The sequence below is a fragment of the Streptomyces sp. NPDC036984 genome, from assembly GCF_055607665.1.
The window spans coordinates 82,788-104,961 of record NZ_JBVJRL010000023.1; the positions used below are offsets into that span (position 1 = coordinate 82,788).

16 protein-coding genes are annotated in these 22,174 nt (G+C 72.6%); 12 read left to right on the forward strand and 4 right to left on the reverse strand.

Annotated elements, in window-relative coordinates:
* Positions 1–95 precede the first annotated feature (95 nt).
* Positions 96–488, reverse strand: coding sequence for a nuclear transport factor 2 family protein (locus tag ACZ7DL_RS31600; protein WP_470779396.1), 393 nt, complete (start codon positions 486–488; stop codon positions 96–98).
* Between the two features lie 268 nt (positions 489–756).
* Between ACZ7DL_RS31600 and ACZ7DL_RS31605 the strand changes: the two genes are divergently transcribed.
* From ACZ7DL_RS31605 to ACZ7DL_RS31625, 5 genes are all read left to right on the forward strand, one after another.
* Complete coding sequence (locus tag ACZ7DL_RS31605; RefSeq protein ID WP_470779399.1) at positions 757–1,953, forward strand: exo-beta-N-acetylmuramidase NamZ family protein; 1,197 nt, start codon at positions 757–759, stop codon at positions 1,951–1,953.
* A 99-nt stretch (positions 1,954–2,052) separates the two neighbouring features.
* Complete coding sequence (locus ACZ7DL_RS31610; RefSeq protein ID WP_470779400.1) at positions 2,053–3,042, forward strand: GNAT family N-acetyltransferase; 990 nt, start codon at positions 2,053–2,055, stop codon at positions 3,040–3,042.
* The gene (locus ACZ7DL_RS31615; RefSeq protein WP_470779402.1) at positions 3,039–4,391 is read left to right on the forward strand and encodes an ABC transporter substrate-binding protein; all 1,353 of its coding nucleotides are present in this window, start codon (positions 3,039–3,041) and stop codon (positions 4,389–4,391) included. Before ACZ7DL_RS31610 ends, ACZ7DL_RS31615 begins: the two co-directional genes overlap by 4 nt.
* Complete coding sequence (locus ACZ7DL_RS31620) at positions 4,385–5,347, forward strand: carbohydrate ABC transporter permease (RefSeq protein WP_470779404.1); 963 nt, start codon at positions 4,385–4,387, stop codon at positions 5,345–5,347. The genes ACZ7DL_RS31615 and ACZ7DL_RS31620 overlap by 7 nt, the downstream gene beginning before the upstream one ends.
* Positions 5,347–6,213: a carbohydrate ABC transporter permease gene (locus tag ACZ7DL_RS31625; RefSeq protein ID WP_470779406.1), complete on the forward strand. Its 867-nt coding sequence runs from the start codon at positions 5,347–5,349 to the stop codon at positions 6,211–6,213. Before ACZ7DL_RS31620 ends, ACZ7DL_RS31625 begins: the two co-directional genes overlap by 1 nt.
* A 63-nt stretch (positions 6,214–6,276) precedes the next feature.
* Here ACZ7DL_RS31625 and ACZ7DL_RS31630 read toward each other — a convergent pair whose 3' ends face one another.
* Together ACZ7DL_RS31630 and ACZ7DL_RS31635 are read right to left on the reverse strand one after the other, a co-directional pair.
* The gene (locus ACZ7DL_RS31630; RefSeq protein WP_470779407.1) at positions 6,277–8,361 is read right to left on the reverse strand and encodes a SpoIIE family protein phosphatase; all 2,085 of its coding nucleotides are present in this window, start codon (positions 8,359–8,361) and stop codon (positions 6,277–6,279) included.
* A 351-nt stretch (positions 8,362–8,712) separates the two neighbouring features.
* Positions 8,713–9,519: a sulfite exporter TauE/SafE family protein gene (locus tag ACZ7DL_RS31635; RefSeq protein WP_470779408.1), complete on the reverse strand. Its 807-nt coding sequence runs from the start codon at positions 9,517–9,519 to the stop codon at positions 8,713–8,715.
* A 101-nt stretch (positions 9,520–9,620) separates the two neighbouring features.
* Here ACZ7DL_RS31635 and ACZ7DL_RS31640 point away from each other — a divergent pair, with 101 nt between their 5' ends.
* The 4 genes from ACZ7DL_RS31640 to ACZ7DL_RS31655 all read left to right on the forward strand — a co-directional run bounded on the left by ACZ7DL_RS31640 (position 9,621) and on the right by ACZ7DL_RS31655 (position 16,718).
* Positions 9,621–10,397 carry an AraC family transcriptional regulator gene (locus tag ACZ7DL_RS31640; protein ID WP_470779409.1) on the forward strand — a complete coding sequence of 259 codons (777 nt, stop codon included), beginning with the start codon at positions 9,621–9,623 and terminating at the stop codon, positions 10,395–10,397.
* 171 nt (positions 10,398–10,568) lie between these two features.
* Positions 10,569–14,762 carry a molybdopterin-dependent oxidoreductase gene (locus tag ACZ7DL_RS31645; protein ID WP_470779411.1) on the forward strand — a complete coding sequence of 1,398 codons (4,194 nt, stop codon included), beginning with the start codon at positions 10,569–10,571 and terminating at the stop codon, positions 14,760–14,762.
* A 65-nt stretch (positions 14,763–14,827) separates the two neighbouring features.
* Entirely contained in the window at positions 14,828–15,790 is a 963-nt protein-coding gene (locus ACZ7DL_RS31650; RefSeq protein ID WP_470779413.1) for an alpha/beta fold hydrolase, read from the forward strand.
* Between the two features lie 121 nt (positions 15,791–15,911).
* A complete protein-coding gene (locus ACZ7DL_RS31655; protein ID WP_470779415.1) occupies positions 15,912–16,718 on the forward strand; it encodes a maleylpyruvate isomerase family mycothiol-dependent enzyme in 807 nt (268 codons plus the stop codon).
* Between the two features lie 57 nt (positions 16,719–16,775).
* Here ACZ7DL_RS31655 and ACZ7DL_RS31660 read toward each other — a convergent pair whose 3' ends face one another.
* On the reverse strand, positions 16,776–17,876 hold the full coding sequence (locus ACZ7DL_RS31660) for a PP2C family protein-serine/threonine phosphatase (RefSeq protein WP_470779417.1): 1,101 nt from the start codon (positions 17,874–17,876) through the stop codon (positions 16,776–16,778).
* Between the two features lie 291 nt (positions 17,877–18,167).
* On the opposite strand from ACZ7DL_RS31660, the gene ACZ7DL_RS31665 reads away from it, so the two are divergent.
* The 3 genes from ACZ7DL_RS31665 to ACZ7DL_RS31675 are packed head-to-tail and all read left to right on the forward strand — an operon-like array spanning position 18,168 to position 22,128.
* Complete coding sequence (locus ACZ7DL_RS31665; protein ID WP_470779419.1) at positions 18,168–18,884, forward strand: FadR/GntR family transcriptional regulator; 717 nt, start codon at positions 18,168–18,170, stop codon at positions 18,882–18,884.
* Positions 18,881–20,275, forward strand: coding sequence for a hypothetical protein (locus ACZ7DL_RS31670; RefSeq protein WP_470779420.1), 1,395 nt, complete (start codon positions 18,881–18,883; stop codon positions 20,273–20,275). The genes ACZ7DL_RS31665 and ACZ7DL_RS31670 overlap by 4 nt, the downstream gene beginning before the upstream one ends.
* A complete protein-coding gene (locus ACZ7DL_RS31675) occupies positions 20,272–22,128 on the forward strand; it encodes a GMC family oxidoreductase (RefSeq protein WP_470779422.1) in 1,857 nt (618 codons plus the stop codon). Before ACZ7DL_RS31670 ends, ACZ7DL_RS31675 begins: the two co-directional genes overlap by 4 nt.
* The last annotated feature ends 46 nt before the right edge of the window (positions 22,129–22,174 follow it).

Here is a 22,174-nt window from a genome sequence, read left to right on the forward strand (position 1 = left end):
ACAGCGTCCGACACCCTGGTGGCCGGGCTTCTGGCCGTGCCCGTGGCCTCGACGGGGGCAATCAGCCGGCGCACCCCGGTCGGCGTCGACGTCGGTCAGCGCCCGGCCGCCTCGCGGGCTATCTGGTCGAACTGGGCCCCCATGGCCTCGGCGAGCGCCTGCGCGGCGGACAGCGGACGGACCATGACCTGGAAGTCGTCGATCTTGCCTTCCTCATCGAAGTGGAGGAAGTCGCAGCCCTGGATCCGCTTGCCGTCGACGGTCGCGGTGAAGACGAAGGCATGGTCGCGGCCGTCGGGGTTCGCTATCTCACGGACGTAGGTGAAGTCCTCGAAGACCCGCATGACTCCGCGCAGGATCGCGGCGGTGATCGCCTTGCCCGGGTACGGCTTGAAGGCGACCGGGCTGGTGAAGACGACGTTCTCGGCGAGCAGCGCCTCGATGGCGGCGCCGTCGCGGTTCTCGACGGCCGTGCGGAAGGGATGCACGAGATCTCCTCGGGTCCGTTGGTTGATCAGGTGGGGTGGAGCCTAGGCGTCCGGCCACGACCTTGCGAAGCACTCCGGTGCCGCGAGATCTCCCTCCCGCCGTCTCGGACGCAGACATGAGCGGGCCTGATCGCACGGTCCACGCAGTCGCTGACACGACTTCAGCATCCTCCGGCGCGAACGTGTGTGCTTCATTGCAAAATTCCGGGACATAGAAGTACATTTCCGAGCACTGCTTCTCAATGTCACCGGCAGACGGGGCCAAGGGATGAGCACGGACGACCGCGTCACGGTGACGACCGGGATCGCGCGGCTGCACGCGTCGCCCGGTCTTGCCGGGCCCGGCCGGTTCGGGCTGGTGACCAACCACACCGGGGTCCTCCCCGACCTGCGCTGGGCCGCGCCCGCGCTGCTCGAGGCGGGTGCGCGGCTGGTCGCCCTGTTCGGTCCCGAGCACGGGTTGCGCGGCACCGGCCAGGCCGGCACGAGCGAGGCCGCTCGGACGGATCCCACCACCGGCCTGCCGGTCCACGACACCTACCGGTGCAGCCGCGAGCGCCTCGACGAACTGCTGATCGACAGCGGCGTCGACGCCCTGGTCCACGACCTCCAGGACATCGGGGCCAGGTTCTACACCTACGTGTGGACCATGTTCGACCTGATGGTCTCGGCCGCCCGTACCGGCGTACGGTTCGTGGTCGCCGACCGGCCGAATCCCCTCGGCGGACTCGTCAGCGAGGGCCCGCTGCTCGACCCGGCGTGGGCCGGCTTCGTCGGGCGCGCCCCGATCCCCGTCCGCCACGGTCTCACCTGCGGCGAACTCGCCCGGCATCTCAACGCCTCGGCGGTGCCCGAAGCAGCGGGCGCCGCCGTCGATCTGACGGTGATCGAGGCTGTCGGCTGGCAGCGCGCCATGGACGCCGAGACCACCGGCCTGCCGTGGGTCGCGCCCTCGCCGAACATCCCGACGCCCGCCACCGCCGCCGTCTACCCCGGCACCTGCCTGTTCGAGGGCACCAACCTCTCGGAGGGCCGCGGTACCACGCAGCCGTTCGAGATCGTCGGGGCCCCGTACATCGACGCGCGCTTCGCGCCCTCGCTCGCCGAACTCGCCCTGCCCGGAGTGCACTTCCGTGATCTGTGGTACGTACCGACCTTCCACAAACACGCCGGACGGCCGCTGCGCGGGGTCCAGCTCCACATCACCGACCGCGAGGCGTTCGCTCCGGTACGCACCGCCGTCGCGATGCTCGGCACGCTGCGGCGGCTGTACCCGGACGACTTCGCCTGGCACACCGTGGACGGCGGTGCGGAGGGGACCGAGCACCGTCACTTCATCGATCTGCTGTGGGGGTCGGACCGGTTGCGGCGCGCCGTCGACGCAGGCGACGATCCGCTGCCGCTGTGCGATCCGCCGGCGCCGCCCGGGCGGTGGGCCGGCGACGACGTGCTGCTCTATCCCTGAGACCTCCCGGCCCACCGCCGCGCCCGGCCCTGTCGCCGTAGCGCTCCGGGCGGCGTCCGACGCCGTCCGCGACCCGCGTTTGGAAGGACAACAGTGTCGATGACCATCCGCACGACGACATCCCGGGCAGACAGTGCGGACATCCGTGGCTTCCGCGCTGGCGACGGGCCGCAGGTGGTGGAGGTGTGGCGCCGGAGTGCGCCGGCCGACCCGATCGCGCCGGACCGCTTCCGCTCCCTGGTGCTGCTCGACGCCAATTTCGATCCGGAGGGGCTCCGGGTCGCCGTCGCCGGTGGCCGTGTCGTCGGCGCGGCCTACGCGGTGCGCCGGCTGACGCCCATGACCGGCACCGACCTGGAGCCGGAGCAGGGCTGGATCCCGTTCTTCTTCGTCGACCCGGCCGCCCGCGGGCGCGGCCTCGGCCGCCGGCTGCTGACCGACGCCCTCGACTGGCTGCACGGCCACGGCCGTACCCGGGTGGACTTCTCCTCGTACACGCCGAACTACGTCCTTCCCGGCCTGGACGCCGAGGAGTACCCGGAAGCGGCCAAGCTCCTCGAGTCCCTGGGCTTCGGCACGCTGTACGAGGCGGCGGCGATGGAGCGCCGCCTGGTCGGCTATCGCGTCCCGGCGGAGGTCGCGCGCCGCCTGGACGAACTGACGGCGCAGGGGTACCGGTTCGGCTCCCCGTGCGACGACGACCTGGTGGACCTGTTCGCGCTCGCCGGGAACCACTTCGGCCCGGACTGGGCGTGCATGATCCGGGACTGCCTGGCCGCGGGCACACCGCTCGACCGGATCGTCGTCGCCCGGGACCCCTCGGGCCGCCTGGTCGGCTGGGCGATGCACGGCACGTACGAATCGGTGGACGAGCGGTTCGGCCCGATCGGCGTGCTGGAGGAGATGCGCGGCACGGGACTCGGCAAGGTCCTGCTCCACCTGGTCCTGGAGCGGATGCGGGCGCGCCGTGCGCACGCCGCGTGGTTCCTGTGGACCGGCGAGCGGTCCCCGGCGGCGCACATGTACCGTACGAACGGTTTCACCACGACCCGGGTGTTCCGCGTGATGCGTCGGGAAGCCGCACGATGACGCCGGCGCACCGAGCCGGCGGCCTGAGCCCGCGCCGAACCGGCCGCCTGAGCCGCCGTCACTTCGCGCTCGCGCTCCCCTCGGCAGTGCTCGCCTCCGGATGCGCCGCCTCGCACCAGGGCACCGGGCGGCCCGGGGATCCGATCGTCCTGACCCTGCTCTCCCACTACGCGAGCGGAGAGCTCAAGGCGGCCCTCCAGAGCCCGGTGGACGAGTGGAACGCCACGCACGACCGGGTCAAGGTGCGCACCAAGGCCGTCGAGTTCACGGACCTGCTGACCACGTTCATGGTCCGGCAGGCCGCGGGCCAGGGCGCCGACATCCTCCACCCGTACTGCCTGTGGAACGGCCAGCTCGTCCGGGCCGGCGTACTGCGGCCCGCTCCGTCCGAGCACGCCGAGGAGATCACGCGCGGCTACAGCGCGGCCGCCGTGCGCGCCGCGTCGGTGGGGGGCAGGGTCTACGGCTACCCCACCGAGGTGCAGACGTACGCCCTCTACTACAACAGGCGGCTGCTGCGCGAGGCCGGCATCGACGGCCCGCCGCGCACCTGGCGGGAGCTGGAGGAGGCGGCCCACCGCACCGCCAGGCGGGACCGGTACGGCAACACCCTGGTCCAGGGGTTCGGTCTCTCGACGTACGACGACTCCACCACCGTCGGCCAGACGCTCGCCCTGCTCAACGCCGCCGGCGGGACGTTCGTCTCCGCGGACGGCAGGAGCACCGCCATCGACTCGCCGGCCGGCCGGGCCGTGTTCGAGCTGGAGCACCGGCTCGTCACCGAAGGCGCGAGCGCGCCCGGTGTCAATGTCTACAAGGCGTTTCCGTCCGGGCAGGTGGCCATGGTGGTCAGCGCCGGCTGGTGGACCGGGAGCCTGAAGCCCCTGATGGGAAAGGACTACCAAGATGTCGGCGTCGCGCCCGTCCCCGTCCCGAAGGCGCACGAGGAACCTGCCACGCTCTCCACCGGCTTCATGCTGGGGGTCAACACGGCCAGCAAGTACCCGCGCGAGGCCTGGGAGTTCCTGCGCTGGCTCAACGCCGACAAGGTACCCGGCAAGGGCGCGACGGCGACCCGGATGAGTTCCCTCCAGGTGTCGGTAGGCTCCCTGACCGGCCGCGCCGACGACATGCGCACACTCCTCGGCGGGGGCGGCGATCCGAACCTGCGGCCGTTCCTGGACGCGCTGGCGTACGCGGTGCCGGAGCCGAACGTGCCGGGGGCGCAGCAGGCCAAGTCGCTGCTGCGCAAGAACATCGAGGCGCTGTGGACCGGTCAGCAGTCGGTCGAGCAGGCACTGCGCACCACCCGCCGCCAGGTCGATCAGGAGGTGTCCCGCTCATGGTGAACACCCTGGCGCCGGAGACGACCGGGCGGGCGGCGGCCGGCCCGCGGTCCGCCGCGCCGTCCGTCGACGGCGGCAGCCGGTCCCGGCGCCGCCAGACCGTCGTCGCCTATCTGTTCCTGACGCCGACGCTGCTGTTCTTCGCGGTCTTCCTGATCCTGCCGCTCGGCTTCGCGCTGCTGTTGTCGCTGTCCCGTTGGGCCGGGTTCCACCTCGGTGACATCGATCCGGTCGGCCTGGACAACTTCACCGGCCTCTTCGCGGACGGATCGACGTTCCTCGCGCCGATCCTCACCAACACGCTGCTGTTCGCGCTGGGCACCGTGACCCTCGCGCTCGCCGGCTCGCTGCTCGTCGCCACCTGCATCGACAAGCTGCGGTTCCAGGGGCTGTGGCGCACCCTGTACTTCCTGCCGATCGTCACGACCGTCGTCGCCGTCGGCAACGTGTGGAAGTACATGTACGAGCCGGGCGGGCTCGTCAACGGCATCCTCAACGCCCTCGGGCTCGGCTCGGTGGCGTTCCTCCAGGACCCGGACACCGCGCTGCCCTCGGTCGTGTCCGTCCAGGCGTGGGCCTCGGTCGGCTCGGCGATCCTCATCCTGACCGCCGGGCTGAAGTCCATTCCGGAGTCGTACTACGAGGCGGCCGCGCTCGACGGTGCCGGGCCCGTCACCGTCTTCTTCAGGATCACCCTGCCGCTGCTGCGGCCGTCTCTGCTGTTCGTGTGCGTCACCCAGTTCCTCACCGGCCTCCAGTCGTTCGCGCTGATCATCGTGATGACCAAGGGCGGGCCGGGGGACGCGACCAATGTGGCCGCGCTGGAGATGTACCGGCAGGCCTTCAGCTACGGCGACTGGGGCACCGCGAGCGCCGCCGCCTTCGTACTGTTCGTGGTCGTCCTCGGGGTCACCCTGGTGCAGTTGTGGATCTTCCGGCGCAAGGGGGAGGACGCGTGATGCGCCGCCGTTTCCCGTGGCTGTCGTATCTGCTGGTCGTGACCGGCGCCGTGCTGACGGTGGTGCCGTTCGCCGACATGGTGATGACGTCCTTCAAGGGGCCGGGCGAGGCGGGCACGCTGCCGTACCGGTTCCTGCCCAAGGCGTTCGACCTGTCCAACTACCGGGCGGCGATCGCGCAGTTGGATCTGCCGGTGCTCTTCCGTAACAGCGTGGTCGCCACCGTCGTGATCACCGGCTCGGTGCTGCTCACGTCGTCGCTCGCCGGGTACGCTCTCGCCAAACTCCGCTTCCCCGGGCGGGACTTCGTCTTCCGGCTGGTGCTGGCGACGATGATGTTCCCGCCGTTCCTCTTCTTCATCCCGCACTTTCTGATCCTGGTGCACTGGCCGCTGGCGGGCGGCAACGACCTGTTCGGGCGCGGCGGCGGGGGCCTGACCGTCAGCATCGTGGCGCTCGCCATGCCGTTCCTCGTGAACGGCTTCGGGATCTTTCTGATGCGCCAGTTCATGGTGTCGATCCCGGACGAGGTCCTGGAGGCCGCGCGCATCGACGGGGCCGGCGAGTTCGCCGTGTGGTGGCGGATCGTGGTGCCGCAGACCAAGCCGGTGCTGGTGACGCTCGGGCTGCTGACCTTCGTGGACGCCTGGAACGAGTACATCTGGGCGTTGCTCGTCTCGACGGCGAACCCGGACGTGATGACCCTGCCCGTCGGCATCCAGCTCCTCCAGGACTACGTCGACCCGACGCGCACGATGCCCATCGTCATGGCCGGCCTCGTCCTGAGCGTCCTGCCGGTCCTGATCCTCTTCCTGCTGCTCCAGAAGTACTACATCCGCGGTGTCATGCTCAGCGGCCTGAAGTGAGGAGGTGAGCAGGCGGGCGTGCTGTGTCCGCCCGCTGCCCGGGGCAGGACGGGCCCGATGGGCTCAGGGTTCGGTCGTGAGGGGTTCCGCGTGGGCGATGAGAAGGGCGACGTCGTCGTGGCCGGCGGGGTGGCGCAGCTGCTCCAGGAGGCGGTCGCAGGTCTCCTCTATGGACTGGTCCGCCGGTGTCAGGAGACGCACGAGGTCTTCCAGGCGCTCGTCGATGGGGTCGTGGCGGGTCTCGACCAGTCCGTCGGTGTACAGGACGAGGCGGTCGCCGGGCCGCAGCTCGCAGGTGGTGGTCTCGAAGGGGACGCCGCCGACTCCGAGCGGAAGGCCCGTCGGCAGGTCGAGGAGTTCCGGGAGCCCGCCGGCCCGCACCAGGACCGGCGGCAGATGGCCCGCGGATGCCACGTGCAGTCGGGCGTGGCGGGGGTCGTAGACCGCGTACACGCAAGTGGCGAGGTACGGGTCCAGGTCGCGGGTGATCTTGTCGAGGTGTGTGAGGATCCGGGCGGGGTCGAGGTCCAGGTCGGCCAGGGTGGAGGTGGCGGTGCGCAGGCGGCCCATGGTGGTGGCGGCCGGGATCCCGCTGCCCATGACGTCGCCGACCACCAGGGCCGTCCGGTGGCCGTCGAGCGGGATCACGTCGTACCAGTCGCCGCCGACCTCGCTGAAGGCCTGGGCGGGGCGGTAGCGGGCGGCGAGCTCGAGGCCCGGACGCCGGGGCGGCAACTGCGGGAGCAGGCTGCGCTGGAGGGTCTCGGCAGCGCTGCGGATGTGCTGGTGCAGGACGGCGTTGTCGATGCTCAGCGCGGCGGACGAGGCCAGCTCGCAGGCGAGGGTGAGGTCGTCCGCGTCGAAGGGCAGGGGGTTGCGGGCCCGGGCCAGGCCCATGACGCCGATGATCTGTCCGCGGGCGATGAGCGGGACGGCCATGTCGGTGTGGACGCCGGCCCGGGCGAGCAGGCCGGCGGCCTCGGAGTCGGTGGCGATGCGGGAGTGGTCGCCGCCTGACAGGTGGGTGATCAGATGCGGGCGGCGGGTGCGGATGCAGTGCGACGCCGGGTGGTCGGCGTGGTAGGTGGTGAGACGGCCGGGCGGCACGATCGCCTGGGCGGCGTCCGTGGGGTAGGCGGTCTTCACCGCCAGGGCGCGGAACAGCGCCGGCTCCTCGTCGAGGTCCGTGCGGCCCGTCTGGAGGACCGAGTCCAGCAGGTCCACGGCGACCATGTCGGCCAGGTCGGGCACCACGACGTCGGCCAGTTCCTGTGCCGTGCGCTCCACCTCCAGGGTGGTACCGATCCTGGCCGAGCCGTTGGCGATGAGGCGCAGCCGCTGCTGGGCCTGGTCGGCCTGCTTGGCCGCCCGGTACCGGTCGGTGACGTCGACCACCACGTTGGCGATGCCCAGGACGTTCCCGTGGTGGTCCTCCAGGCGATAGAGCGACACCGCCCAGGCGTGTTCGTTCTCCGGGTCGGCGGCGGTACGGCCCACCACCTGCTGGTCCACCACCGGGGCGCCCGAGGCCAGGACCTTCCGCATCACTGCCTCCGCTCCCATGAAGGGCGCGCCGGGGAGGATCTCGCGGTAGCTCCGGCCGATGTGCTCGGCCTCCGGGACGCCGTGCATGGCGGCCAGAGCCGGGTTGATGTCCAGATACCGCAGATCGGTGTCCAGGACGGCCACTCCGATCGGCGCCTGGGTGACCAGCCGGGTGGACAGGGCCAGCTTGCGTTCCACCTGCCGCAGGGTGGTCCGGTCGGTGGCCAGCCCCAGGGCGTAGTGGTCGCCGAGGCTGTCCGTCAGGCGCATGTTGCGGAACTCGATCATCCGGGAGCTGCCGTCCTTGCGCCGGACGGGGAACGCCCCCGCCCAGCCGCGGCCGGTCGCCATCACGTCGGCGAACAGGGTGATCGCCGCGTCCTGGTGTTCCGGGTGCAGGAGCAGCGGCGCCGCGTACTGCCCGACCGCCTCACCGCGGGAATAGCCGAACAGTTCCTCGGCCTGCGGACTCCACATGTCGATCCGGCCGTCGGCTTCCAGCAGCACCGCGGCGACGCCCAGCAGATCCATCAGCCCACTAGGGTCCGCCGCGGCGCCCGCCAGACGAGCCGCCTGCTCCGGGCGCTGCTTCGCTCGCCTCATCGCACGCGCTCCTTCCGCCCACCGGCCCCACCGGCGCGGCCGCCTCGCCTCGCAGGTCGGACGAGACGTTCTTCCGCCAGGTCGGCAGCCCTCTCGACGCGGCACGGGACCTGGGCCGGCCGGCGCCGCGAGCCGGCGAGAGCGCCGCGACCGAAGGTGCTCCCCGCATCCCGGGCAACCCGTACGCGATCCGTATGCGGCCTCCTCACCGGTCCGGTCCTCACTCCACTACTACCCCTCCGCGGCGCCGAGCGTCGGGCGAGGACACCGGCACGACACTCGGTCGGCGGTAGGAGACGCCCGGCCGAGGCGTCCGAGGGATCACCGGGTCGGCCTTCCCTGGCCGCCATCTCAGGCTCCCCTGGCCACCATCACGACGAGGACGACGAGGAGCAGGACGACATAGGCTGCGGAGTACACGCGGTCCGGGACGCGGCCGCTGATCCGCCTCGCCACGGCGATGGTGGGCAGCGAGCCGATGAGCAGGGCGGCGCCCGCGGCAAGATCGACGTAGCCGAGCCGCCCCGGGCCGGCGGGCGGGGTGGGGGCGAGGGCGTAGACCAGGGTCGCGGCCACGGCGACGGGGACGCTGAGGGGGTTGGCCATGGCGGTCGCCTCGGCCATGGGCAGGCCCCTGCGGCGCAGGAGCGGAACGGTCATGACACTGCCGCCGACCCCCAGGGCGGCGGCGACCAGGCCGATGCCCATGCCGCCGAAGGTGGTCGTGCCCCGGCTCAGCGGCTCGGGACGGGTCCGGTGGGTCACGGACAGGAAGCCCTTCCGCAGCAGACTGTCGGCGATCGTCACCAGCAGATAGGCGGCGAACAGCAGGCGCAGCGCCGTACCGCCGATCGCGGTGGCCGCCAGGGAGCCGGCGGCGGCGCCGATGGTGATGAACGCGGCCAGCGGCCAGACGTACGCGCGGCGCAGCCGTCCCTGCCGCCACTGGGCCAGCGCCGCCACCGCGGCGTTCACGACCATGACCGCCGCCGAGGTGGCCACCGCGACATGCATGGCGTCCGCTCCGGGACGCGCCGTGGCGGTCAGGACGCCGTAGACGACGGGGACCGTGACGAAACCGCCGCCGAAGCCGAAGAGCACGGTCGTGATGCCGGTCAGGCACCCGAAGAACAGGAGGGTGGAGAAGGAGGTCAGCACCGGTACGACGCTAGGGATCACGCGGGGTGGCGGGCAATCGGTGAGTTGCCTGTTTCCTACGCGCAGCAGACAGGACGCGGGGTCGCCCGTACGCTCGCGGCATGCGCAACATCCCGGTCGCGGAGGTGGACGGCCTCGATCGTGCCGTGCTGGCCATCGGCACCGACTATCCCCCTGCCCACCGGCTCGTCTGGCACGAGCACCGCCGCGCCCAGGTCCTCTACGCGGCCACCGGTGTCATGCAGGTCGAGACGGCGGACGGCAGCTGGACGATTCCCACCGCCCGGGCGGTGCTGATCCCGCCCGGGACCAGGCATCAGGTCACGATGACGGGGGTCAGTACCCGCAGCCTCTACATCGAACCCGCCGCCGTGCCGTGGTTTCCCGCCCGCTGCCGGGCCGTCGACGTCTCCGGCCTGCTCCGGGCCCTGATCCTGGAAGCCGTCGAGATGGAGCCGCGCTATCCCGAGCACAGCCGCGACGCGGCGGTCGCCGCCCTCCTCCTCCACGAGCTCAGGAACCTCGCCCCGCTGCCGCTCGATGTGCCGCTGCCGTCCGATCCACGGCTGCGCGGCCTGTGCGAGGCTTTCCTGCGCAGGCCCGACATCCACGACCCGCCCGCGCGCTGGTGTGCGGCCCTCAACATCAGCGAACGCACCCTCGCCCGCCTGTTCCGGCGGGGCACCGGCCTGAGCTTCTCGCAGTGGCGGCAGCGCGCCTGCGTCCTGCACTCGCTGGAGCACCTCGCCACGGGCGTGCCCGTCACACGTATCGCGGCGGTGCTGGGCTACGACAATCCGGCCGCCTACACCGCCGCGTTCAAGAAGCTCCTGGGCAAACCGCCCACGGCCTACCGGAGCCCGCACGGCGCCGCCTGAAGCCTCGCCTCACACGACAACGCCGTGGCGTGTGCGTGGGGCGTAACCCCGGACGCGCCCGACCTGTGATGGGCCGGAAATTCGATCTTCCTACGGTGCTGGTCCAGGGCCTGCCGCCACCGGCGGGACGGTCCCGGACCGGGAAGGCACACACCGCGGGATGGGGTTTCGGTGGCATCTGGCTCGACGGACGGCAGCGTCCGCACGGTCTGCTCGTACTGCGGCGTCGGCTGCGGGATCGTGCTGGACGTGGCACGCGACCCCGCCGACGGCCGCCGTCGTGCCGCGAAGGTGTCCGGGGACAAGGCGCATCCCACCAACGCCGGCCGCCTGTGCACCAAGGGCGCGACCAGCGCGGACCTGATGGCCGCGCCGGGGCGGCTGGACAAGGCGCTGGTGCGGGCAGAGCGGGGCGCCGAGGCGGTCGGGACGGATGTGGACGAGGCCGTGGCGTCGGTCGCGGGCCGGCTGCGGGCGATCCTGGACGAGCACGGGCCGGACGCCCTGTCCTTCTACGTGTCCGGGCAGCTGTCCCTGGAGGCGCAGTACCTGGCGAACAAGCTGGCCAAAGGCTTTGTGCGGACCAACCAGATCGAGTCGAACTCACGGCTGTGCATGGCGTCCGCGGGCTCCGGTTACAAGCTGTCGCTGGGGTCGGACGGCCCGCCGGGCTCGTACCAGGACTTCGACCACGCGGACGTGTTCTTCGTCATCGGCGCCAACATGGCCGACTGCCACCCGATCCTGTTCCTGCGCATGATGGACCGCGTGAAGTCCGCCGGCGCGCGGCTGATCGTCGTGGACCCGCGGCGCACCGCCACCGCCGACAAGGCCGACCTCTTCCTCCAGATCAAGCCCGGCACCGACCTCGCCCTGCTGAACGGCCTGCTGCACCTGCTGGTCGCGAACGGCCGCACGGACGAGGAGTTCATCGCCGAATGCACCGAGGGCTGGGAGGAGATGCCCGCCTTCCTCGCGGACTACCCGCCGGAGAAGGTCGCGGAGATCACCGGCGTTCCCGAGAGCGACATCCGGCGGGCCGCGCGGTGGATCGGCGAGGCCGACGAGTGGATGAGCTGCTGGACCATGGGCCTGAACCAGTCCACCCACGGCACCTGGAACACCAACGCCCTGGTCAATCTGCACCTGGCCACCGGCGCCATCTGCCGCCCCGGCTCCGGCCCGTTCTCGCTGACCGGCCAGCCCAACGCCATGGGCGGACGCGAGATGGGGTACATGGGACCGGGGCTGCCCGGCCAGCGGTCCGTGCTCGTGGACGCCGAGCGCGCCTTCGTCGAAGACCTCTGGGCCATCCCCGAGGGCTCCCTGCGCACCGAGGTCGGGCGCGGCACCGTCGAGATGTTCGAGCGGATGGCCGCAGGCGACATCAAGGCGTGCTGGATCATCTGCACCAACCCGGTCGCCTCGGTCGCCAACCGCAAGACCGTCATCGCCGGTCTGGAGGCCGCCGAACTCGTCGTCACGCAGGACGTGTTCGCCGAGACCGAGACCAACGCGTACGCCGATGTGGTGCTGCCCGCGACGCTGTGGGCGGAGTCCGACGGCATCATGATCAACTCCGAGCGGAACCTCACTCTCGTACAGGGGGTCCTCGACCCGCCCGGACAGGCACTGCCCGACTGGCAGTTGATCGCCCGCGTGGCCTGCGCGATGGGCTTCGCCGAGGGCTTCACCTACGCCTGCGCCGAGGAGGTCTTCGAGGAGCTCAAGCGGGCCTGGAACCCCACGACGGGGTGGGACCTGCGCGGGGTGACCTACGACCGGCTGCGCACCGCCCCCGTCCAGTGGCCGGCACCGGCCGCCGACGGACCGGACCGCAACCCGATCCGCTACCTCAACGACGGCGTCAGCCAGACCCTGCTGGAACGCGCGGACGGCACCCGCCCCCGCCTGGCCTTCCCCACCGCGAGCGGACGCGCCCGGTTCTTCGCCCGGCCGCACCTGCCGGCCGCCGAACTCCCCGACGATGACTATCCGTTCGTCCTCAACACGGGCCGGCTCCAGCACCAGTGGCACACGATGACGAAGACCGGCAAGGTCGCCAAGCTCCAGAAACTCACCCCCGGCCCGTTCGTGGAGGTCCATCCCGAGGACGCCGAGGCTCTCGGCGTCGCCGACGGCGACCACCTGGAAGTGGCCTCCCGCCGCGGACGCGCCGTGCTGCCCGCCGTGGTCACCGACCGCGTCCGGCCCGGCACCTGCTTCGCCCCCTTCCACTGGAACGACCTGTTCGGGGAATACCTCAGCATCAACGCCGTCACCAACGACGCCGTCGACCCGGTCTCCTTCCAGCCCGAGTTGAAAGTGTGCGCCGTCGCCCTCGCCCGGACGGCCGCCCCCGTCGAGGCGGCCCGACCGAGCACCCGGCCGGAGACCACGCCCGTACCTCCCGTGCCCGTACCGGCTGCGGCCTCGGCCCCGGCGGGCTCCCCCGTCCATGCGCTCGCCACGGTGTTCGGCATCACCGACCTCGCCCCGGTGTCCCTGGCCGAACCGGAGCGCCGTTATCTCTCCGGCTATCTCTCCGGCCTGGCCATGACCCCACCCGACGGGCGCGTCCCCGTGCTGCCGCCGGACGCGCCGTTCGACCCCGGGCACGCCCTGTGGGTCGACGGCGTCCTCGCCGGCATGTTCTCCCGCGCGGGCACCGACGCGCCCGCCCCGGTGCCCGCGCGGACCGGCGCACCGGCCGGCGGCCCGGCCGTACCGACCCGCCGCCTGCTCATCCTGTGGGCCTCCCAGACAGGCAACGCCGAGGAGTTCGCCGCCGGCACCACCGCCTACCTCACCGACGTGGGCCTCGCCCCCGAACTGCTGCCCATGGCCGACGCGCACCCGGCCCACCTCACCACCGACGCCGACGTCCTCCTCGTCACGAGCACCTTCGGCGACGGCGACGCCCCCGACAACGGCACCGCCTTCTGGCAGGCGCTGGCCGCCCCGGACGCCCCACGGATGGAGGGAGTGCGGTACGCGGTCCTGGCCTTCGGCGACTCCAGCTACGACGACTTCTGCGGCCACGGCCGCCGGCTCGACGAACGCTTCGAAGCCCTCGGCGCCACCCGCCTCGTCCCCCGCGCCGAGTGCGAACCCGACTTCGAGGGGACCGCCGAGCGGTGGCTCGGCCAGGTGGTCACCGCCCTGGCCGCGGCCGACGACCGGCAGCCCGTGCCCACACGGGCGGCACCCACGGCTGCGGCGGCGCCCGCTCCCGCACCGGCCGGCGCCGGCAAGTCGTCACCGTTCGCGACTCTGCTCATCGGCAACCGGCTGCTGAGCCTGCCCGGTTCGCAGAAAGAGGTACGGCAGTTCGCCTTCGACACCCGCGACGGCGAACTCGCCTACGACGCCGGCGACGCCCTCGGCGTGTGGCCGGTCAACAGCGCCGGGCTCGTCGCCGAATGGCTCGCGCTCACCGGACTCGACTCCGACGAGCCCGTGGACCTGGGCGACGGCGCCCCGCTCCCCCTCGAAGAGGCGCTGCGCACCCGCGTGGACATCTCGCGCATCACCACCGACCTGCTCCGGTTCGTGACGGAGCGCACCGGCAACCACGATCTGAAGCGCCTGCTGCGGCCCGACAACAAGGACGCCCTCGCGCAGTGGAGCTGGGGCCGCCAGGCCGCCGACGTCGTCGCCGCGTTCCCGGTCCGGGCGTCGGCCGTGGAGTGGACGGCCGTGCTCAGGCGCCTCCAGCCCCGGCTGTACTCCATATCCTCCAGCCCCCTGGCGCATCCCAGCGAGGTCCGTCTCACGGTCTCGGTGGTCCGCTACACCAACGATCTCGGCCGCGACCGCAAGGGGGTGTGCTCCACCTATCTCGCCGACTGCGCCGACGACGGCCCGGTCCAGGTCTTCGTGCAGCGCTCACCGCACTTCCGCCCGCCCGCCGACCCCGCCACCCCCATGATCATGGTCGGGCCCGGCACCGGCGTGGCCCCCTTCATCGGCTTCCTCGAAGACCGCCTGGCCCGCGGGCACACCGGGCCCAACTGGCTCTTCTTCGGCGAACAGCGCCAGGCCACCGACTTCTACTACCGCGAGGACCTGGAGGCGTTCCGGTCCTCCGGCCATCTCCACCGCCTGGACCTCGCCTTCTCCCGCGACCAGCGCAACAAGATCTACGTCCAGGAGCGGATGCGCGAGAACGGCGCCCGCCTGTGGCAGTGGCTCGAGGACGGCGCCCACTTCTACGTGTGCGGCGACGCGGGCCGCATGGCCAAGGACGTCGACCGAGCGCTCAGGGACGTCGTCGCCGCCCATGGCGGCATGGCCGCGGACGAAGCCACCGCCTACGTCAGGCGCCTGTCCACGGAGAAGCGCTACGTCCGCGACGTCTACTGACCTCCCCGACGCGCTCCCGGCGTCGATCCCCCGGCCGGAAGAACGCGGCACGTACCCTCGTTCCCATGGTCGAGCACCGGATGATCGACGTGAACGGCGTGCGCCTGCACATCGCCGAGCAGGGCAGCGGGCCCCTGGTGGTGCTGCTGCACGGCTTCCCCGAGTCGTGGCACTCCTGGCACCGCCAGTTCGGCCCGCTGGCCGCCGCCGGCTTCCGCGTGGTCGCCCCCGACCAGCGGGGGTACGGGCGCAGCGACCATCCCGACGACGTCGGCGCGTACACCATCTTCCACCTGGTCGGCGACGTCGTCGGGCTGATCCGGGCGCTGGGCGAGGAGAAGGCGTACGTCGTCGGCCACGACTGGGGCGCGCCGGTCGCCTGGCACACCGCGCTGCTGCGGCCGGACGTGGTGCTCGGGGTGGCCGGCCTGAGCGTGCCGCCGCCGTTCCGCGGGACGGAGCCTCCGCTGGCCGCCATGGACAAGAAGTTCGGCGGCCGCTTCTACTGGAACTACTTCAACCGGCCCGGCGTCGCCGACGCCGAGTTCGCGAAGGACACCCGCACCACGTTGCGGAAGTTCATCTACGGAGCCTCCGGAGACGCTCCCGACGCCGGTGCGGGCAAGCAGCCGCTGGTCGACCCCGAGCGCGGCTGGCTCGCGGCCATGCCGGACCCCGAGGTGCTGCCGGAGTGGTTCACCGAGGACGATCTCGACGCGCTCACCGAGAGTTTCTCCAAGGGCTTCACCGGAGCCCTCAACTGGTACCGCAACCTCGACCGCAACTGGGAACTGACCGCCCCCTGGCACGGCGCCGTCGTCACCCGGCCCGCCCTGTACGTCTACGGCGACCGCGACGCCGTTGCCGCCTTCCCCGGCACACCCGAACTCATCGAGCGCCTGCCCCAGCTGATGCCCGGTCTCCAGCGCGAGCCGGTCGAGCTGGCGGGCTGCGGTCACTGGACCCAGCAGGAGCGCCCGGAGGAGGTCAACGCGGCGCTCATCGCCTTCCTCAAGTCCTGTTCCTGAGGAAGGCCGGCCTGCCGACCGCCGGACCTGCGCCGAGCGGCGCCGATTTGCCTTCGAGTGGACTCCAGCCTTCACACTGATCGCGACGAGAACCCGTGCCGAGACAGAATGGCGGCAGCAGATGGCTACGACGAGTGGGGCGGGGCATCCCCTGCCGTACGACACCTACCGAGAGGCGATCGAGCGGGAGACCCACCGCTTCGTCGAGGCGGTGCGAGGCGCCGACCCCGCGGGCGCCGTGCCCTCCTGCCCCGACTGGACGCCGGCCGATCTCACCCGGCACGTCGGGTCGTTGCAGCGCTGGTTCTGCGCACTGCTGACCCAGCGCGTGCAGGAGCCTCCGCGCAGCCGCGATGTGGAGCTGGGGCTGCCCGAGGACGCGCGGGAGTATGCCGACTGGGTGGCGGCAGGCGTTCCCGAGGTGGCGGCCGTGCTGCGGGACACGGACCCCGAGGCGGCGATGTGGTCCTGGGGCGAGGACCAGCATGCGCGGTTCTGGGCCCGCCGGATGCTCTTCGAGACGCTGGTGCACCGGGTGGACGCGGAGCGTACCGCCGGCCGGGAGACGGATCTCGATCCCGTGCTGGCGGCGGACGGGGTGGACGAGTTCCTCGTCAACCTGCCCTACGCGGGGCTCTTCGCCCCCGGTGTGACGAAGCTGCGCGGCGACGGCGAGACCATCGCGTTCCGGTGCGCGGGCTCCGGCGGCACGAGCGGCGAGGAGTGGCGGGTGCGGCTGGACCCGGAGGGTTTCCGCCTGCTGCCGTCCAGCGGCGCGGAAGCCGAGCCGCCCACGGCGACGGTACAAGGGCGGGCGGCGGATCTCCTGCTGCTGCTCTACGGGCGTCGGTCGTACCAGGAGCCCGCCTTCGACGTCTCCGGTCAGTCCGCGGTCCTCGACCGCTGGTTCACGCACACGGCCTTCTGACCCCCTCCCGGGTCCTACCGGTTCGCCGGCGGCATGCGCGGTCCCTCTCCGCCGTGCTCAACCCGCCGGTGCCGGAGGCGGTACGGGCGGCTGGGCGGCGGGGAGGCAGACGGCGAGGGCCGCGATGTCGTCCTGGAGCCGGTTGCCGCTGTGGGCCATCAGGTCGAGGTGGAGCCGTTCCAAAAGCTCGCGGGGCGGGAGGGAGTTCCAGGAACCGAGGCGCTGGAGCAGGGGGTAGAAGGAGCCGTTCGCGTCGCGCGTCTCCGTGATGCCGTCCGTGTACAGCAGGAGCTGGTCGCCGGGGCGGAGCGCGTAGTCGTCGACGTGGTACGGCTCCCCGACCAGCATGCCGAGGTTCAACGGCGGCGCCGAGCGTCCTCGGTCCAGTTCGAGCACCTCGCCGGAGCGGATGAGGATCGGGGGCGGATGGCCGCAGTTGACGACGCGGATCAGCGGAGCTTCGGCGGGGATCTCGGCGAAGACGGCGGTGACGAACCGTTCGCCCGTCTCGCTGCCGCCCAGCAGCATCGCCCTGCGGTTCATGCTCGTCTCCACCCGGTCCGCCAGGGCGGGTAGAGCGGGTTCGTCGTGCGCCGCCTCGCGGAACGCGCCGAGCAGGGCCGCGGCGGTCTCCACCGCGAGCAGCCCCTTGCCCCGGACGTCACCGATGAGCAGCCGGACGCCGTACCGGGTGGGGACGGCCTCGTAGAGATCGCCGCCGATGCGTGCCTCGGCGGCGGCGGACAGGTAGAGGCTCTCCAGGTGGAGGGAGCCGATCCGGTGGGGAACGGGGCGGAGCAGGACCCGTTGGGCGATGTCGGCCACGAAGCGTACGTCGGCCAGGGTGCGTTCCCGGTGGGTGCGATGCGCGGCCACGATCGTGCCCAGGACGCCCACCAGGGCGGTGCAGAAGTAGGCGGCCACGTAGTGACGGTCCCACAGATAGCCGACGGCCCGGCCGGCGCAGCACGGGGTGCCGGCCAGGACCCCTTCCATGACGATGGCGAATACCGTGGCACCGGCGACGACGACGGGCCCGTGTGCGAAGGCGGTCACGAGAGGCAGTGCGATCAGCAGGAAGCTCACCGGCCACTCCACCGGCGTCACGGGCTCCAGCAGCAGAACGGCCAGCACGTACAGGGCCGGCAGCCATCGCATCCACGCAGGAGGCGCCGGCAACCGCGTCCGCGTACCGACGCCGCCCTCCGGGTCCCGACCGGTATGTCCGGGCTTCGGCATACGTGGTCTTCGCACACGGACTCCTGTTCCAGGAACTCGACAACGGTTCAGCCTGGTGTGCCGGGCGGCGGCGCGCCGGGATTGCTCCACTCAGCGGCATGTTCCGGCGGCAGGGCCGGCATCACCGGGCCCTGCCGGGCCCGTTGACGCCACCGGTACGCAGTGGTTGAGTGGCTCAGCCACTGACCCACTACGTCGCTGGAGGCCGGAGTGGAAGCACTGCCACGCGAGACGATCGTCGACGTGCTGGAGAGCAGGCTGCGCGAGGACATCCTCGCCGGGCGCCACCCGGCCGGGAGCCTTCTGCCCCCCGAACGGGAACTCGCCGACGGGTTCGGGGTCACCCGCACCACGCTCAAGCACGCGTTCGGCCGGCTGGTGCAGTCCGGTCTGCTGGAGACGCGCCATGGAGTGGGGACGCGCGTACGGGACTTCCTGCGCCTGGGCGGGGCCGATCTCCTGCCCATGCTCGTGCGCCACAGCCCCGACTGGATCGGGGAGGTCTTCGAAGTCCGCCGCGGCATCGGCACGTTGATCGCGGAACGCGCCGCGGCCCGCGCCACGGCGGCACAGGTCGCCGAGCTGCGCCGGCTGCTGGCGGCCGTGGGCGAGGCGGACGGCGGCGATCCGGTACAGCTGGCGGACGCCGAGGTGCACCGGGCCCTGGCCCGGGCCACGGGCAACCGGGTGTACGTCCTGCTGACCAGCACCCTGTTCAACGCGTACCTGCCGGTGCGCGCCGCGCTGGTCGGCCCGTTCGAGGACGCCCGGTCCGCTCGGGACCGCCTGGCACCGGTCGTCGAGGCCGTGGCGGCCGGCGACCAGGAGGCGGCACGGGCAGCCGCGGGACACTACCTGGCGGCGACGGAACGCATCATGCTCGAAGGGCTCGCGCGCTCCGGCGGACGCCGAGGCGCGGCCCTGTGACCGCGCGCGGAACGACGTTCAGGGAGACCATGCTGGGCCGGGTCCGCCTGGCCGTCGACACGGCCGGCCGCCCGGTGCGGCTGGACCTCCTGGCCCGCGCCGACGCCCTGCTGCTGCCCCATCGCACCACCCGGGCGCGGCTGACCGGACGGATCCGGATAGCGGGACGGGTGGACGACCCCGCGGCCGAGGGCGAGTTGGAGATCTCGCCGCTGGCACGCCGCCGGATCCGCTACCGGCTCCGCTTCGAGCTGGAGGGCCGGCGGCTGCTGCTGGACGGCTGGAAGTCGGTGTCGTTCACACGCCCCCTGTCCTCGCTGACCGTCCTGCCGTACACCCTGTACGAGGACGGTGGGCGCGTCGGTGAGGGCACCCTGCGCTTCCCTCTCGCCACCGGCCTGCTGCCCTTCCTGACCGGATTCCGGTTCCCGCGGGCGGCCGAGCCCGGCGCCGACCGGTACCTGGCGCCGCGCTGGGACGGCACACCGGGGCGGACAGAGGTCTGGTACACCACCCTGACCGATCCGGTGACCGGCAGCGGCCTCTGGCTGCACCACGAGATCGTCGCCCCGCGCGACGGCGCACCGGCCTACGCGCACGGCTGGATCGCCGTGTTCCCCCAGGACGGCCCGGTCGAGCACGCCCGCTTCGGCCCCGCTCCCTGGACGAGCCCGTCCCACGGCTTCGCCGCCGAGGGCACCACCGCCGCCCCCGGCCGCCTCACCGGCTCGGCCGGGCCGTTCAGCTGGGCGCTCACCGAGGAGCCCCAGGGGCCGCCGCTGCACACCTTTCCGCGCTGGTCCTGGCGACGCCCCTGGCTGCCGGCCGCGCACATGCTGCCGGCCGCCCGCGCCCGCTACCGCGGAACCGTCCGTCACGGCACCGGAGAGCTGCGGCTCACCGACGCGCCCGGTGCGAGCGCCCGCATCTACGGCCACGGCAACGCCCGCCGCTGGGCCTGGCTCCACGCCGACCTGGGCGACGGTGGCGTCCTGGAGATCGTCGCCGCGGTGTCGACGCGACGCGGCCTCGACCGGCTGCCGCCGCTGGTGTTCCTGCGCCTGCACCGCGACGGCCGCACCTGGCCCCGGCGGGCGGAGCGGACCGCCGTGGGCTGGGCGGGCCTCGGCCGGTTCCGCGCGGACATCGGCCTTCCGCGGTGGCGGGTCGAAGGCCGTGCGGGCCTGCGTCGCATCCGGGTCACGGTGACCCAGCCACCGGACGGCACACTCGCCCTCGGCTACACCGATCCGGACGGTTCCACCGCGGTGTGCCGCAACAGCGAGCGGGCGGACGCGGAGGTGCGCCTGGAGCGCTGGTGGGGTCGATGGCGGCCGGAGGCGACCTGGCGACTGTCGGGCACCGCGCACGCGGAGGTCGGCGACCGATGACCTCATCTCCCCACGCCCTGACCGGGCTTGCGGCCGCGGTCCTCGCCGACGACGGAACGGCCGAGTGGACCAGGGCCGTGCCCCGGCGCGTCGCGGCCCTGCTCGACGCCATGCCGGCTCCGGCACGCACCGCCGTACGCGGCGCGGCCGCGGCGATCGACGCCTACGCCGTCGCCCGCACCGGCAGACGGCTGGCGGCGCTCGGCGCCGAGGATCGGGAGCGTGTCATGACGTCGCTCGCCGCCCGCCGGTCCCTGCTGCCGCTGCTGGACGCGGTCAAGGTGCCGCTGTTGCTGGCCGCCGGCACCGAACGGATGCTGCACCACACCGCCACGCCCGCGGTGTCCGCCCCCGAGGACCCGCCGCTGGACTGCACGCCCTCCCGGCACTGGCCCACGCGGTCCACCGCCGACGCGGTCGTCGTCGGATCGGGTGCCGGCGGCGCGATGGCCGCCCGGACGCTCGCCGCGGCCGGCCTGCGCGTCGTCGTGCTCGAAGAAGGGCGGCATCACTCCACCGAGTCGTTCGGACGGCGGGCTCCGCTCGACCGTTTCATCGATCTGTACCGGGACGGCGGCGCGACCGTCGCCGTGGGCAACCCCCCGCTGGTGCTGCCCGTGGGCCGTGCCGTCGGCGGGACCACCGTCGTCAACGCCGGTACCTGCTACCGGACGCCGGACCACGTCGTCGCCCACTGGCTGAGCCGGCACGGATTCGCGGCCGCCGAGGGCTTCGACACGCGGCTCGACGAGGTCGAGCGGTCACTGAAGGTCGCGCCGCAGCCGCTGGGCGTCCTCGGCGACAACGGGCTGCTCGCCCTGGCCGGGGCACGGGAACTGGGCTGGGCCGCCGCGCCCCTGCGCCGCAACGCCCCGGGCTGCCGGGGTTCGTGCCAGTGTGTCGTCGGCTGTCCCACCGGCGCCAAGCAGAGCGTCCAGCTGTCCGTGCTGCCCGCGGCCTGTGCGGCCGGCGCCCGTATCGTGACCGGCGCGCGGGTACGGCGGATCCTCACCGACCGGGACGGGCCCGCCGGCCTGCGGGCCGCCGGCGTGCTGGCCTGCCGCCCGGACGGCAGCGAGCTGGAGATCCTCAGCCCGTTGGTCGTGGTCGCCGCCGGGGCTCTCCACACGCCACCCCTGCTGCGCCGCTCCGGCCTGGGCGGGCACCCGCGGCTCGGCCGCAACCTCAGCGTGCACCCCGCCCTCAGCGTCGCGGGCCGCTTCAGCCGCCCGGTCACCGGCTGGAAGGGGGTGCTGCAAAGCGTCGGGGTGGAGCAGCTGCGCGCCGACGGCATCCTGATCGAGGCCACCGCGGCGCCTCCCGGGATGAGCTCCTTCATACTCCCGGGCATCGGTCGCGCACTGCGCCGCGAACTCGAGCGGACACAGGAGCTGGCGACCCTCGGCGCCATGATCGCCGACCGCCCCTCGGGCCGCGTCCTCGGCCGCGAGCGCCCGCTGCCGCGCTACGACCTCGCGGCGCGCGACGCGGGCCGGCTGCTCCGCGCCCAGCGGGCCATGGGACGCCTGCTGTTCGCCGCCGGCGCCGAGGAGGTGCTGACGGGCGTCCCCCACGCGCCGCGCGCCTCCTCCTCTGCCGAACTGGAGTCGCTGCTGGACACGGTGCACGCCCGCCACCTCCACCTCTCCGCGTTCCACCCCACGGGCACGGTGGCGGCCGGCGCCGACCCCGAGCGGTGCCCGGCCGACCCGGAGGGCCGGCTGCGGGGCGTTGACGGAGTGCTCGTCGCCGACGGTTCCGTACTGCCGAGCTGTCCGGAGGTGAACCCGCAACTGAGCATCATGGCCGCGGCGCTCGCCATCGCTCGGCGTTTCGTGACGCAGTCCCGGTGACGGTGAGCGGCGTCCGCCCCGGTTCTTCCGCCCTCCTCGGGTGCGC

Bases quoted from the DNA above. Each gene is read 5' to 3' on its own strand.
- ACZ7DL_RS31605 (WP_470779399.1), top strand. From the start codon at position 757: ATGAGCACGGACGACCGCGTCACGGTGACGACCGGGATCGCGCGGCTG.
- ACZ7DL_RS31610 (WP_470779400.1), top strand. From the start codon at position 2,053: ATGACCATCCGCACGACGACATCCCGGGCAGACAGTGCGGACATCCGT.
- ACZ7DL_RS31615 (WP_470779402.1), top strand. From the start codon at position 3,039: ATGACGCCGGCGCACCGAGCCGGCGGCCTGAGCCCGCGCCGAACCGGC.
- ACZ7DL_RS31620 (WP_470779404.1), top strand. From the start codon at position 4,385: ATGGTGAACACCCTGGCGCCGGAGACGACCGGGCGGGCGGCGGCCGGC.
- ACZ7DL_RS31625 (WP_470779406.1), top strand. From the start codon at position 5,347: ATGCGCCGCCGTTTCCCGTGGCTGTCGTATCTGCTGGTCGTGACCGGC.
- ACZ7DL_RS31630 (WP_470779407.1), bottom strand. From the start codon at position 8,361: ATGAGGCGAGCGAAGCAGCGCCCGGAGCAGGCGGCTCGTCTGGCGGGC.
- ACZ7DL_RS31640 (WP_470779409.1), top strand. From the start codon at position 9,621: ATGCGCAACATCCCGGTCGCGGAGGTGGACGGCCTCGATCGTGCCGTG.
- ACZ7DL_RS31650 (WP_470779413.1), top strand. From the start codon at position 14,828: ATGGTCGAGCACCGGATGATCGACGTGAACGGCGTGCGCCTGCACATC.
- ACZ7DL_RS31655 (WP_470779415.1), top strand. From the start codon at position 15,912: ATGGCTACGACGAGTGGGGCGGGGCATCCCCTGCCGTACGACACCTAC.
- ACZ7DL_RS31660 (WP_470779417.1), bottom strand. From the start codon at position 17,876: ATGCGATGGCTGCCGGCCCTGTACGTGCTGGCCGTTCTGCTGCTGGAG.
- ACZ7DL_RS31675 (WP_470779422.1), top strand. From the start codon at position 20,272: ATGACCTCATCTCCCCACGCCCTGACCGGGCTTGCGGCCGCGGTCCTC.